The 14,042-nt window shown below is 52.6% G+C and carries 12 protein-coding genes; 7 read left to right on the forward strand and 5 right to left on the reverse strand.

Annotated elements, in window-relative coordinates:
• Positions 1-76: IS3 family transposase (locus ACI1P2_RS27940; protein WP_355324935.1), on the forward strand; the 76-nt coding region annotated here is incomplete at its 5' end.
• 175 nt (positions 77-251) lie between these two features.
• Here the strand turns inward: ACI1P2_RS27940 and ACI1P2_RS27945 are convergent.
• Positions 252-1,322 (reverse strand): anthranilate phosphoribosyltransferase, encoded by a 1,071-nt coding sequence (locus ACI1P2_RS27945; RefSeq protein WP_355326103.1) that lies wholly within the window; start codon positions 1,320-1,322, stop codon positions 252-254.
• 21 nt (positions 1,323-1,343) lie between these two features.
• On the reverse strand, positions 1,344-1,922 hold the full coding sequence (locus ACI1P2_RS27950; RefSeq protein ID WP_355326106.1) for an ANTAR domain-containing response regulator: 579 nt from the start codon (positions 1,920-1,922) through the stop codon (positions 1,344-1,346).
• A gap of 406 nt (positions 1,923-2,328) precedes the next feature.
• On the opposite strand from ACI1P2_RS27950, the gene nirB (ACI1P2_RS27955) reads away from it, so the two are divergent.
• Positions 2,329-4,776: a nitrite reductase large subunit NirB gene (gene nirB / locus ACI1P2_RS27955; protein ID WP_355326109.1), complete on the forward strand. Its 2,448-nt coding sequence runs from the start codon at positions 2,329-2,331 to the stop codon at positions 4,774-4,776.
• 248 nt (positions 4,777-5,024) lie between these two features.
• Positions 5,025-5,369, forward strand: a complete 345-nt coding sequence (gene nirD, locus ACI1P2_RS27960; RefSeq protein ID WP_355326112.1) for a nitrite reductase small subunit NirD — start codon at positions 5,025-5,027, stop codon at positions 5,367-5,369.
• A gap of 127 nt (positions 5,370-5,496) precedes the next feature.
• Here nirD and ACI1P2_RS27965 read toward each other — a convergent pair whose 3' ends face one another.
• On the reverse strand, positions 5,497-6,393 hold the full coding sequence (locus tag ACI1P2_RS27965) for a DMT family transporter (RefSeq protein WP_355326115.1): 897 nt from the start codon (positions 6,391-6,393) through the stop codon (positions 5,497-5,499).
• A 120-nt stretch (positions 6,394-6,513) separates the two neighbouring features.
• On the opposite strand from ACI1P2_RS27965, the gene ACI1P2_RS27970 reads away from it, so the two are divergent.
• Both ACI1P2_RS27970 and ACI1P2_RS27975 read left to right on the forward strand, forming a co-directional pair.
• A complete protein-coding gene (locus tag ACI1P2_RS27970) occupies positions 6,514-7,395 on the forward strand; it encodes a LysR family transcriptional regulator (RefSeq protein WP_355326118.1) in 882 nt (293 codons plus the stop codon).
• Between the two features lie 17 nt (positions 7,396-7,412).
• Complete coding sequence (locus tag ACI1P2_RS27975; protein ID WP_355326121.1) at positions 7,413-7,796, forward strand: VOC family protein; 384 nt, start codon at positions 7,413-7,415, stop codon at positions 7,794-7,796.
• 149 nt (positions 7,797-7,945) lie between these two features.
• Here the strand turns inward: ACI1P2_RS27975 and ACI1P2_RS27980 are convergent, their stop codons facing one another.
• Together ACI1P2_RS27980 and ACI1P2_RS27985 are read right to left on the reverse strand one after the other, a co-directional pair.
• A complete protein-coding gene (locus ACI1P2_RS27980; protein ID WP_355326124.1) occupies positions 7,946-9,166 on the reverse strand; it encodes a nitrate/nitrite transporter in 1,221 nt (406 codons plus the stop codon).
• Positions 9,132-9,413 carry a hypothetical protein gene (locus ACI1P2_RS27985; RefSeq protein ID WP_355326127.1) on the reverse strand — a complete coding sequence of 94 codons (282 nt, stop codon included), beginning with the start codon at positions 9,411-9,413 and terminating at the stop codon, positions 9,132-9,134. The genes ACI1P2_RS27980 and ACI1P2_RS27985 overlap by 35 nt, the downstream gene beginning before the upstream one ends.
• Before the next feature lie 203 nt (positions 9,414-9,616).
• Between ACI1P2_RS27985 and nirB (ACI1P2_RS27990) the strand changes: the two genes are divergently transcribed.
• Together nirB (ACI1P2_RS27990) and nasC are read left to right on the forward strand one after the other, a co-directional pair.
• Positions 9,617-11,749, forward strand: a complete 2,133-nt coding sequence (nirB, locus tag ACI1P2_RS27990; RefSeq protein ID WP_355326130.1) for a nitrite reductase large subunit NirB — start codon at positions 9,617-9,619, stop codon at positions 11,747-11,749.
• Positions 11,750-11,788: 39 nt separating this feature from the next.
• The gene (nasC, locus tag ACI1P2_RS27995) at positions 11,789-13,921 is read left to right on the forward strand and encodes an assimilatory nitrate reductase catalytic subunit NasC (protein WP_355326133.1); all 2,133 of its coding nucleotides are present in this window, start codon (positions 11,789-11,791) and stop codon (positions 13,919-13,921) included.
• Positions 13,922-14,042 lie beyond the last annotated feature (121 nt).

Raw genomic sequence — 14,042 nt, forward strand, 5'->3', positions numbered from 1 at the left:
CTTTTACAATAATGAACGGTTGCAGGCAAAACTAAACGGCCTCAGTCCCATTGAATTCAGAACCAAGGCCGCTTAGTGATCTTTTATTTTTTGTACTGTCTACTTGACGGGGTGCAGTTCAGAATTATCTGGGACACTCCTTTTACTCTAGCAGATAGTAGATGTATGAAATGATTATATCGGTCCCACTTGATCAGGGCACCCATAATGATGGAAACAAGCCCAATGATAAATCGGTTTTTTGCCATGTCTTAGCTGAGCAAGCGTGTGGTAGCGGAGGGGGCGGCAGCCATTTGGCCGTCGAGCATCGCTGTTCTCCACCGTTGATAGCTGTCCAGGGCAGCTCCACTTTCAAGCACAGATTTGCAGGTGTAAATTCCTTCCTCGATTGATTGCACACGTTCTCCGATATAAAGCCGCACTGCACTGTTGAGCAGCACCTGATTCGTAAACGCCATATGGCCCGTGCCGTTCAGCACCTGCTCCGTCACCTCAAGCTGGAGGGCCGGTGTCCAGGATAGCTCAGGCAGGATGCTTTCCAGTCCGAACATCTCCGGATCGATCAGCTCCAGCCGGGCATTTCCATTTTCCACAAAATAAGTCCGGGTCGGGCGGTCAATGAACAGGTCCTCGGACCCTTCGCAGCCCTGCACGATCACAGCTTTGCGGTAACCGAGCTTAACGAGCAGCTTGGCGGTTCTTTCAAAGACCGTGTTGTGGAATACCCCGAATGCAAGATAAGGTGAGCAGCTGTAATCAATCAGCTTCTCCGCCGTATTCAGCACGGTCCGCAATCCCAGTTCCTCGCGGAGCGGGCGCAGTCTGCCGAGCGGTGGGCATTCCTGCTCGGAGGAGACGAACATCACTCCGGTGAGCGCTGCTGCCGCGGCGGCTTGGCGGCGCGGGATGCGTGTGCTGTCGATCCCCATCTCCCTGAGCAGCATCGGGATGGTAATGCCCCGCTTCGGCGGCAGCGGCTCCGTGCCATGCAGTGTGACAGGCAGTCCGCAGGAGGCCACGATAAAGGCCGAAGCAAAAGTCGCCATAAACGTCGAGGTTCGTCCGTCATATGGACCCGCGAAATCGATGCCTTGCCGCTCGCCGGAACGATTCGCAAAGCTGCGGCATACATCCACGAACGCTTTGAGCTCATCCACGCTTTCAATCTTGATCCGTTCAGCGGTAAAAAAGGCGCCAATCTGGGCCGGACTTGCCGTTTGTGTGAGTATAAGGCGGGCGGCGGCAGCAGCTTCCTCATAGGTAAGATCCCTCGCCCCGCGCTTGCCGCGTCCGACTTCCTTCAGCAATTCAACCATAGTCATATCCAATCTCCCCCTTATGAGCTATGCCTTTAGCATTTGATGAGCCTTTACAATAGAAACGGCAACGTCCACAATTCTTTTCCGTTCGTTCATGGCCTTCTTGCGCAGCAGCTCGTAGGCTTCAGCTTCGGGAATGCCGTTGACCTCGCCCAGAATGCCCTTGGCCATATCGATCCATTTCCGTTCCTCCAGCCTGGCTTTTAACTGATCGCGCTCACTCTTCCACTGTTTGCGCTCGAAAAAGCGTTTGGACCCGAAATGAAGCGCCCAGTTCAGTTCATGCTCCTTCATGCCGGGAGTCAGGATTCCGTCGATGGACACATCGACCTCGCAATCTTCCGTTGAGGAGAGGGCCGCGTCCGCGCTGCACCACCAAAAAAGCGGCATCTCCTTTTTCTCTGTCAACTCCACACCCCACATCTGGATCAACGCGACAGGCAGATGCAGAATAGCGGCATCGGCGTCCTGAAGCTTCTGACCTGCCGAGGTTTTGTCACAGGCCAGGAACACCTGGTAACCGTGAGCTTCCAGGATCGCCTCCGGACCCGCGCTGCTCGGATGATCTCTTTTCTGAACATCAATGACCAAAAATGATCGCATGAAGAGGCTCCCCCTCCTATAAATGATGACTTAGGTCTCCATACTTTTTAGAAAAAGATGAATAAAGATAGATAATCTGACATACCCTTTTGCTTATTTTGCTGTCTTTTGGATGAAAAAGCAATCTTCTTTTTTGAAATGTGACAAATGATATCTGAAAAAACATGAGATTATCCTAAAATATATGTTTCGGCTATTTTTTACGTCAATAATATTGACATGAATTCCGAATGCGTATATATTTGAAGCAATAATTTAAAATTTACGTATCGGATACAATGGCGTATCCATAACAAGCGGCAACGAAGCCCATCTTCACCTGTGAACAGATGTTTGCAGGGAGAAGTGGGCTTTTTTGATTTCTAAAGGAGTAAGAAGATAGGGATTTACGGAGGGGAGAAGTCTCATGGAGAATAAAAAGAAGCTCGTGATGATCGGTAACGGAATGGCAGGCGTAAGAACGATAGAGCATGTGCTGAAGGTGGCTCCCGGGCTCTACGATATTACGATTTTTGGCGCGGAGCCTTATCCGAACTATAACCGCATTATGCTTTCTTCCGTGCTTGCAGGCGGTACCGGTCTGGAGGATATCGTAATCAATGACTGGGGCTGGTATGAGGAGAATGACATCCAATTATATACCGGTGACCCGGTGACAGGGATCGATATTAAACACAAGAAAGTAAAATCCGCCTCTGGACGCGAAGCGGCCTACGATGTTCTGCTGCTGGCTATGGGCTCGAAGGCCTTTATGCTGCCGCTGCCGGGAGCAGACAAGGAGGGTGTAATCGGCTTCCGCGACATCAAGGACTGCCATACAATGATGGATGCAGCGGGAAAATACCGCAAGGCGGCCGTCATCGGCGGCGGACTGCTGGGCCTGGAAGCGGCCAGGGGGCTGCTGAACCTCGGCATGGAGGTCACCGTCATTCATAACAGCAAATATCTGATGAACCGCCAGCTTGATCCGGCATCATCCCTTATGCTGCAGGGCGAGCTGGAACGGCAGGGAATGACCTTCCGGCTGGGGTGCCAGACGGCGGCGATTGAAGGGCATAAACGGGCGGAACGCCTTGTATTCCGGGATGGCAGCTCCGAGAAGGCCGATCTGGTTGTGATGGCCGTGGGAATTCAGCCTGAAATCAAGCTGGCGAAGGAGTCCGGCATCGGTACCGGGCGCGGAATCCTCGTGAACGACTTTATGGAAACGAATGTGCCTGATATATATGCTGTCGGAGAATGTGCAGAGCACAGAGGGATTACGTATGGGCTGGTGGCGCCGCTGTATGAGCAGGGCACCGTGCTTGCGAAGCGGCTGGCGGGAATTGAGACGGCTGGTTATGAAGGTTCGGTCACATCCGCCAAGCTGAAGGTTTCCGGTGTGGATGTGTTCTCTGCGGGGGTGTTTGAGGATGCACCAGGGCTGCGGTCTTTGCGCTACCAGGACGAAATTGATGAAGTGTATAAAAAGATTGTGCTTAAGGATGACAGGCTGGTTGGAGCCGTTCTGTTCGGGGATACGACCGATGGATCCTCATTATTTTCACTGATTAAATCCGGAGAATCCGTAGCAGGCAGAGAAAAAGAGCTGCTGCTCGGTTTCCCTGCCGGTAAAGCGGAAGGTTCCGGGACCGCCAGATTTGAGCAAATGCCGGATGACGAGATTGTATGCGGATGTAACGGAGTCACCAAGCAGATGATCGGAGAGGCGGTAGCCGGCGGCTGCCGTACGGTGGGAGAGATCAAGGCATGCACGAAAGCGTCCGCTTCCTGCGGCGGCTGCAAGCCGCTCGTGGAAGGATTGCTGCAGTTCTATGCGGGCGACGAAGCTGGAGAAGGCGTGAAAGAAGGAATTTGCTCCTGCACCAAGCTGACCCGTGAAGAAATCATTAGCGGCATTAAAGAAATGGGCCTGAGCACGGTGAAAGAGGTTATGAATGTGCTGGGCTGGGATGAGCCGGGAGGCTGCTCCAAATGCCGCCCTGCGCTGAATTATTACCTGGGCATGATTTCGCCCGGTACGTACAAGGACGAGAAAGAATCCCGTGTCACCAATGAGCGCTATCACGCCAATATTCAGAAAGACGGCACGTATTCGGTTGTGCCCCGTATTTACGGCGGTGTAACCTCTCCGGCCGAGTTGAAGAAAATTGTCGACGTAGCGGAAAAATACAACGTGCCTCTTGTGAAATTCACAGGCGGACAGCGGCTTGACCTGCTTGGTGTGAAGAAAGAGGATCTTCCAGGAATTTGGGCGGAGCTCGATATGCCGTCAGGACACGCTTACGGCAAAACGCTGCGCACCGTAAAGACCTGTGTCGGCAATACCTTCTGCCGCTTCGGGACCCAGGATGCGATGGGTATGGGTGTCAAGCTTGAGAAGGCGTTCGAGCGTTTGAATGCGCCTGCGAAGGTTAAACTTGCTGTCTCCGGATGTCCGCGAAACTGTGCGGAAGCGACGATCAAGGATCTGGGTGTCGTAGCTATTGACGGAGCCTGGGAGCTCTACGTCGGCGGCAACGGAGGCATCAAGGTGAGAGCGGCAGAGCTGCTGTGCACCGTGAAAACGGAGGAAGAGGTTATCGAGTGGACGGCAGCATATCTGCAGTACTACCGTGAGCAGGCAAGCTGGAATGAACGCACGGCGCACTGGGTGGAAAGAGTGGGCCTGGAGTCGATCAAGGCGGCGCTCGCGGACGAGGAGGAAAGGAAGGCGCTGGTGGCGAGAATCACGGAAACGCTCAGCTATACAACCGATCCGTGGAAGGAAATTATCGAGAATCCCGAGCTGCGCAAAAACTTTGAGCCGCTGGGCGGCCTGCAAACGGTGAATGAGCGTATGCTTCCGCAGTAGTTTTGTACGAAGAGATATCAGGGCAGTAACGCTCACAAAACTTAGCCTATGCTTTCGAAGTAGTTTTGTACGAAGAGATATCAGGGCAGTAACGCTCACAAAACTTAGCCTATGCTTTCGAAGTAGTTTTGTACGAAGAGATATCAGGGCAGTAACGCTCACAAAACTTAGCCTATGCTTTCGAAGTAGTTTTGTACGAAGAGATATCAGGGCAGTAATGCTCACAAAACTTTAAGGGGGAAGCATCGATGGAGGAGAAAATCCGCGTAGCGAGCGTACAGGAAATCGATCTCAGAGGAGCGAGAACGTTCCGGTTGGGGGAGCTGGAGGTTGCCGTATTCCGTTTAGATGACGGAAGCATTAAAGCATTGGAAAACCGTTGCCCGCATAAAGCCGGGAAGCTGTCGGAAGGCATGGTGTGCGGCACGAATGTGCACTGTCCGCTGCATGACTGGAAAATCGACCTGGCAAGTGGGCTGGTTCAGAGTCCGGATGAAGGCTGTGTGACCACGTTCCGCACGGAAATCGACGAGCAGGGCAGCGTATATGTTTTGGTGGAAAAGGAAGTGCTGCAGTCAGCTTCGGGGACCTGATGAGGGCAGTTCAGCGTGGAGAAGCAATGAGGGGTATCCTGCCGGCCGTTTGGCTGTCGGGATACCCCTTTGCATGTTAACTCACAACTGCCGTATGACCTGCAGGTGCTGCGCCAGTCGGTACCCTTTAAGCTCCCTTTGCCACAGAAACAGCGTGGGACCGTTCTCCGGCAGGCCGGTTTACCAGATAAATGCCGATGCCGATAATTACGGCACCTGCCATAGTGTACCAGTGCAGCGGCTCCTTCAGGATCAGCCAGCCCGACAGCACGCCAAACAACGGAATCAGGAATAAATACACGTTCGCTTTGTTTGGATCACTGTTGCTGAGCACATAATACCAGGCTACGAATTGGGCGATGGAGCTGATGAGAATCATCCACCCCAGCACGAACAGCTCCTTGAACGGATTGGCTGCGTCCCAAATAAGTGACGGATGCTCCACGAAGGGGCCAGGAATGAATAATATCGCTCCGCCGATCAGCATCTGGTACGCCGCCATCACCCAGGTGTCAAATTCTTTGCCCCAGCGAGAGGTAAGCAGGGTGGCCATGCCCCACGCCATACCTGCTCCAAGAGATAACCAGAACCCGCTTTGCATCTGCACGGCAAATCCCTGCGTCATTGCCACACCCGCGAACCCGATGATCACACCTGCCCATTGCACCGAACGGTAGCGTGCTTTAAATAGAAGAAAGCTGAAAACAATGAACCAGATCGGGTTGCTGGAAGATAAAATGGAGGCACTTCCGGAAGAGATGGTTCTCATGCTTAAATAGTTCAAGCCCATCACAAGTGTGGACTGAAATAATCCAATGACGGCAAGCTTCAGCCAGGAGGCTGCACTTCGTGGATGCGGCCGTCCCCATATGAAAGGAAGCATCAACAGCCCCGCTCCAACGAAACGTATCCCCAGAAGCACAAAGGTGGACCCGTAAGAAAGCGATATTTTGCCAAGGGGAAAATTAAGCCCGGCTACGAGCATCGTAAACAGCGTAAGAATCAATATCCGGGAATTACTCATGAAACGTCAACCTCCTTTCTGAAAATGTATTCCCAGTTTATTTTAAGCTAGATATCTTGTAAAATAATCATTACAGATGTAAATCATCATTTAAAATGATGATTATGAAAGGAGTACACTATGGAAAGCGGGGATTTGAAAATATTTCAGGCGGTAGCCCGTGAAGGCAACATTACCAGGGCCGCGGCGAGCCTGGGTTATGTGCAGTCCAATGTTACGGCAAGAATCCGTCAGCTCGAATCTGAGCTGAACACCCCTCTTTTTTACCGGCAGAGCCGTGGGGTCGCACTAACCTCGGCGGGGAGCAATCTGCTGAAATACGCGGATCAAATCACACATTTGCTGGAGGAGGCGGTTAAATCAACTCAATATTCAGAGGAGCCCTCCGGCCCGTTGCGGATCGGTTCGTTGGAAACGACGGCTGCAGTACATCTGCCCGGCATCATGCTTGATTATCACAAGCAATATCCCGAGGTCAAGCTGTCGCTCGTTACGGGTCATAGTTCGAAGATGGTCGAAAGCCTATTGAATTACGAATTGGATGCCTCCTTTATCAGCGGCCCGTTTGAGCATCCGGAACTGGAGGCGATATGTGCGTTCAGGGAGGAGCTTGTGCTCGTCTCCGAACCCACGGATGAAGACTTGGAGGAGGTGCTGGAAAGACCGTTTCTGTTTTTTGGCGTGGGCTGTGCCCACCGGGAACGACTGGAGCAATGGCTTCGCGAGGAGAAGGTAACTCCATTGAATATTATGGAATTTGGCACCCTGGAGGCGATTATAGGCGGCGTGGCGGCTGGGCTGGGCGTTTCGCTGCTGACACGTTCTTCTGTCCGGGAATGGGAGAAGGCCGGCAAAGTACAGTGCTTTCCGATTCCGGAGCGCTACCGCAGATCCAGCATTTATTTTGCATACCGTAAAAATGCCTTCCGCACCAGCGCGTTTAACCGGTTTATGGAGCTGATCGAGCGGCGCGCCGACGCGCAAAGACAGCAAGTTAGTTGATAAGAGGGGAAAGTAAGATGACCAAACTGCTATTAGAATCACATTGTGTTTTTCCGACACCAGATATACTGAAAACAGCAGCTTTTTATGAACAAAAGATGGGGTTTACAGTTGTGCAGTACATGAATGCGGCTGAACCTCATATTTGTTTGTACCGTGACACAACGGAAATTATTCTAACTCAATCTAACAAGCAGCAAGTAATTCCCAATAGAGAATTGTATGGATATGGGTATGATGCTTACTTTATTACAAAGAACCAGGAAAAACTGCAAAGAGAGTTCATCAGCTCAAATGTAAAAATAGTGCGCTCATTGGGTGATATGGATTACAATAATAGAGAATTTGTAGTTGAAGATATTGATGGTAGATGGTTAGCATTTGGGATAAAAGTAGGTTAAGAGATTGAGATGCATTACAATTGCAAAAACAAAACTATGGCTTTGAATAACATTAAAGGAAACCTGCTCTTTGCAGGTTTCCTTTAATGTTATTAGGGATCAGAATAAAAGTTTAATATATAGAGCCTACATGTGCTACTGATGGTATCTTAGGAAAGCGCCTTGCCTGTACTTGCTGTCGAAACACGCAGCCAGGTGTTTTTCCATTTTATGTGCATTACGATAATCAGGGTGAGCGCTATCGCCACGATCAGGCTCACCGTGATAAAGCCGGGAGCATAGGAGCCGGTCGCTTTATACAGATTGCCGAGAATGAGCGGCAGGGCATACCCGCCGAGCCCGCCGGCGGCGCCGACGATACCGGTCATCAGGCCGATCTCATTGCCGAAGCGCTGCGGCACGAGCTGGAACACGGCGCCGTTGCCTGCGCCAAGGCACATCATGCCGGCGAATAGGAGAACGATTACGACAGGCAGCGGCGGCAGCAGAGCCACACAGGCCAGCATGATTCCCGCTCCTGCATACAGGAAGGTCAGCATGCGGGCTCCGCCGATTTTATCGGATAAAAAGCCGCCGACAGGTCGAAAGAAGCTGCCCGCAATTACGCAGATCGTTGTGATATCCGCTGCCTGTACGGCAGCAAGCCCGTATTGGCTGTTGAAGAAGATCGTCAGATAGTTGGAGAGGCCGACAAAACCGCCGAAGGTTACACAATACAGTCCGCAGAATACCCATGCGTCCTTCTGGCTGAGAATTCCTGCGTATGCAGACAGTTTCTTGGGCTCCGGACGATTCGGGCTGTTACGGGCAAATAAGGAAAACACGACAAATACAATGGCAATCGGAATAATGGCGAGTCCAAATACAATTTCCCAGCTGCCGAAATGCTGTGCCAGACGGTTGGCGAACAAGGTGGCCAGCACAGTGCCGCTGTTGCCCGCTCCAGCAATGCCCATGGCCAGACCTTGATGCTCTTTCGGGTACCATTGACCTGCAAGAGGCAAGGCGGCTGCGAAAGATGCTCCCGCCACGCCGAGCAGCAGCGCTACAACGTAAAGCTGATCCAGGGAGTCGACCCACAGCCAGCCGAGCAGCAGCGGGAGCAGCGTTACGATCATGCCGATCTGTCCTGTCAGCTTTGGTCCGATATAGTCGGACAAAAAGCCGAACAGCAATCTGAGGATCGATCCGCCGAGCACCGGAAGGGCGACCAGCTGCGCTTTCTGCACAGGGTCCATGGGGATATCCGCCGCAATCACGACGGCCAGGGGGCCGATCATGCCCCAGATCATAAAGCTGATGTCAAAATAGAGGAATGCTCCCAGCAGGGTGGGCTTATGCCCGGATTGCAAAAATCCTTTTTTCTCCATCCTTCATTTCTCTCCCTTTTGTTTTTGTCTCCATTTCTTTAGCTGAATCCCAAAAAAAGGCCGCAATCCGTCCTTGAAAGACGATTTGCGGCCTCTTTGCCGTAGCCGGGAACACGTCTTTGTGTCCCAAGCTGATGATTTTTTTCACAGCATTGTGAATTTGATTCAAATTATAAAAAGCGGCAAAACAAATGTCAATATAGATAACACAAAAATTTGAATAATTAAAAAAGTAGTTTGATTCCATTAAAATGTGTCATTTTTATTGACATAAACCCTTTCATCGAATACGCTGGTTCTATGAGCTGTCACAATGAGGTGACAGTATTACCCGGCAATGGAGCCCTTTTTCTATTTACATTAGGAAAAGGGCTTTTTCTGTCTTCTGGCCGACCAGAAGGCTTGTATATAAAGAGAACGGGTCTTGGTCCCTAAAAGGAGAGGATTAGGATGAGAGAAAGGCTGGTTGTCATCGGCAACGGGATGGCAGGGATCAAATGTGTGGAGGAAATTTTGAAGCTTGACCCTGAAAGGTTTGATATCACCATTTTCGGAGAGGAGCCCCATCCGAACTATAACCGCATTATGCTTTCCAAAATGCTCAAAGGAGATGTAGCATTTGATGACATCGTTCTGAATGACTGGTCCTGGTACAAAGAAAACGGCATTACGCTTCATGCGGGAGTACGGATCGTTCGCATCGACCCAGCCGGCCGTTTCGTATGTGCAGCCGATGGCAGTAAGGTGACCTATGATGTGCTGGTGCTGGCTACCGGCTCCTCGGCGTTCATTCCGCCTATCCCTGGTGCGGACAAGGAAGGGGTAATGGCGTTTCGCACAATGGAAGACTGCGAGACGATGATCCAAAGCGCAGGCAGCTGCCGCAAGGCGGCGGTAATCGGCGGGGGCCTGCTAGGCCTGGAGGCGGCGCGGGGCCTGCTTCATCTTGGCATGGAGGCCCAGGTTGTTCATAACGCGCCTTTTCTTATGAACCGTCAGTTGGACGCGACGGCGGCAGGTCTGCTGCAGACTGAGCTTGAGCGGCAGGGTATGGTGTTTCACCTCAGCAAAAATACGATCAAGATTACGGGCCGGAAACGCGCAAATGGATTGCGCTTCGCCGATGGGGGTACATTGGAGGCCGACCTGATCATTATGGCGGTTGGCATTCAGCCCAACATTGAATTGGCGAAGAACTGTGGCCTGCGCACGAACCGGGCAATCATTGTCGATGATTATCTTGCAACCAACATTCCGGGAATTTATGCTGTCGGGGAATGCGCAGAACATCGGGGCATCGCTTATGGTCTGGTGGCCCCGCTGTTCGAGCAGGCCAGGGTGCTGGCGAAGGTGCTGTGCAGCATGGAGACAGAGCCCTACACCGGTTCCATTCCATATTCACAATTAAAGGTATCTGGAGTCGATGTATTTTCGGCGGGGGATATCGGCGGCCGTGGTGTTATTACAGCCATTCAGCAGTATGACGGAATTCGCGAAACCTACAAAAAAGTGACGATGGCCAACGGCAGAACCGCCGGAGCCATCCTGTACGGGGATATCTCTGAAGCTCCGGCTCTTCTGAAAGCGGTCCAGCTTGGCGAAGAGGTCACGAAGCTTGCGGTATCCGACAGCGGTGAAAATCCAATGGTAGCCGCTGCTGCAGCGATGGCGGAGCAGGAGACGGTATGTGCCTGCAATGCGGTAACGAAGCTGACTATTCTGCAGGCTGTTACGAGAGACGGCCATAAGACGGAAGAAGAAGTAAGGAAGCACACGAAGGCTTCCTCCTCCTGCGGCGGCTGCAGGCCAATGGTTCAAGCCTTGGTCAAGCTTGTGGCATCGGGAAAGGCTGTGGCCGGAACAACGGAGGAGCCTGCGGCTGCAAAGAAGGTACCGGTATGCGGCTGCACGCCGCTGGATCATGCTGAGCTCAAACAGGCTGTAAGCGGGATGTCGGCTTTCACTTCCGGAGAAGTATTTGCTCAATTGGGATGGCAGCAGAATGAAGGCTGTGAGGTATGCAGACCGGCAGTCCATTATTATCTGGCTTTGCAGAAGTATTCTACAGAATCGCATGCGCCTCATTCATCTCCTGCCTATGGCAGCATGGACCCATCAAGGATCGCTTTTGTTCATGATGGGCCCATGGAACAAGGTGTTGGCGGCGAAGGCTGTGCAGGTTTGGCGGCGGGGCTGAAGCTGAGATGGGACGGTTTGAGTCTGCCCGCCCCGATTACAGCAGCAGTAGCTGAAGGTACCGTTTCACCTGCCGCGGTTTTGATCCGCGATCTCGGGCTGGCGGCATGTCCGGCAGGCTGGGAGGTGTATGCAGGAGGCAGGGGAGGACGGCCTGTACGAGAAGCTCAGTTAATCGGATTAAGCGAAAGCGCGGAGCGGGCCGCCGATTTGGCAACAGCCTGCCTGCAGCTGTACCGCAAGGAGGCCTGGTATGATGAGCCCTTGTGGAAATGGCTGGAGCGCGCAGGTCTTCTTTCGGTAAGAGAAGCTCTGTATGACCCTGTGAGGCTAAAGAGTCTGCTGGCGGAGCTGCAGGATTGGCCACAGCCGGTTGAAACGGTTTAAACCATTAGAGCAAAGGATAGAGCGGGAGGGAGAAAAGGAATGAACGAGTTGACGACAGGGGCTGCCGCTGTTCAGGAGCCTGACGGAACATGGAACAAAGTGCTGCATACCCAGTGTCCGTTTTGCAGTGTGCAGTGCAAGGCGCAAATTCGCATGGAAACCGCTTCTTCGGGAGCTGTATCATTTACCGTTGAAGGAGTTCCCAATGCTGCATCCGGCGGGAGATTGTGTGTCAAGGGACTGAACGCCCACCAGCATGGTCTCCATAGTGAACGGCTGCTGCAGCCCCTCATAAGAAAAGAAGGAAAGCTGGTGCCCACAACTTGGGAGGAAGCACTGCGAGCGATCGCAGAACGCTTTGTCGAGGGGACGGCAGCGTTTGGGCCCGACTCCATTGGGGTGTACGGCGGCGGGTCGCTGACCAATGAAACGGCTTATTTGCTCGGCAAATTTGCCCGCATCGGCATCGGGACGAAGTACATCGACTATAACGGCCGGTTCTGTATGTCTGCGGCTGCGTCGGCTGGCAGCAAGACCTTCGGCATAGACCGCGGGCTGACCTGCAGGCTGGCGGATATTCCCCTGGCCCGCTGTATTATATTGGCTGGCACCAATATCGCGGAATGTCAGCCGACATTGATGCCTTATTTTAACGAAGCGAAGGAAAAAGGGGCGTTCATTATTGTCATCGACCCGCGGGTTACGGCAACGGCCAAAATGGCTGACCTGCATCTGCAGATCAGACCTGGGACGGACATGATGCTGGCGGATGCCATGCTGAAGATCATGCTGGATGAAGGGTGGATCGATGATAAATTTATCTGCGAGCGGACGAACGGTTACGAGGAATTGCGGTCCCGCATGCAGACGGTCGATCTGGCGGAGACAGCACGGCTATGTGGAATTGAAGAGGAACTGATTCGCAAGGCGGCATCCGCCTACGGACAGGCGGCGACCGGAATTATTTTTACGGCAAGGGGCGTGGAGCAGCAGACGGATGGGCATTTGGCGGTCAGAGCATTTCTGAATCTGGTGCTCGCAAGTGGCAAAATCGGCAGGGAAGGCTGCGGCTACGGTGCCGTTACAGGTCAGGGCAACGGCCAGGGCGGCAGGGAGCACGGGCAGAAATCAGACCAGCTGCCTGGCTACAGATCCATCGAAAACGAGGCGGACCGCGCTTATGTTGCTTCTGTGTGGGGTGTGGCTCCGGAGGACATTCCCGGTAAAGGTGTATCTGCGTATGAAATGATGGAGCTGATACATCAGGGACAAATCAGAACGCTTTTCCTGATGGGCTCCAATCCCATCGTATCCAATCCGAATGTGAATCTGGTCAAGGAAGCGCTGGAAAAGCTGGACTTTCTGGTGGTGGCGGATATGCTGCTCTCCGAAACCGCACAGATGGCGGACATTGTGCTCCCCGTTACGTCTTATTTGGAGAATGCGGGCACACTCACGAATCTTGAGGGAAGGGTGCTGCTGCGGGAGGCGGCTCTGCCGGCGCCGGGAGAGGCGCGCCAGGATTGGAGCATCCTGTGCTCCGTTGCAGAACGGCTTGGAAAAGGGCAGCTGTTCTCCTATGCATCTGCTGAAGACATCTTCGAGGAATTAAGAATGGCAAGCAAAGGCGGGGCGGCAGACTATTATGGGATTACGTACGACAGGCTGCGCAGAGAGGAGGGCATCTATTGGCCTTGTCCTTCCATTGACCATCCCGGCACGCCGTTTATGTTCTCCACCGCATTCGCCCATCCCGACGGGAAAGCGATGTTCACATCCCTGCAAAATCCGGTCTCCAAGGAATCTGTCAGCGAGGAGTATCCCCTGATTCTGACTAATGGCAGGGTGCTGGCTCATTATCTCACTGGTGTCCAGACCAGAAGAAGTCCTGCGCTCGCAGCTAGGTCAGAGGCCAATTTCGCGGAAATCCATCCGGATACGGCCCGCCGTTACCGGATCGAAGACGGCCAGTGGATCGAAATTGAATCGGAACGGGGCAGCTTCTCTGTCCGCAGCCGTATCTCCGGCAACATCCGCAATGATACCATCTTTGTCCCGATGCATTGGGGTGGAGTGCAGAACGTGAACCTTGCAACAACTCCCGCACTGGACCCATTCTGCAAAATGCCCGGTTTTAAGGTGGCTGCAGTGCGAATAAAGCGGGTATATTAATCATCAGCTTAAAGAGTCTTCTCATCCGGGAGGACTTTTTTTCTTTCTTTGCAAATTTCGCGGTACAGGGTTATGAACAGGTTAATAAGGTATGAGCTTCAATATATACGAACAGAATAAT

Origin of the sequence: Paenibacillus jiangxiensis (genome assembly GCF_046098255.1) — a bacterium.
Classification (GTDB): domain Bacteria; phylum Bacillota; class Bacilli; order Paenibacillales; family Paenibacillaceae; genus Paenibacillus; species Paenibacillus jiagnxiensis.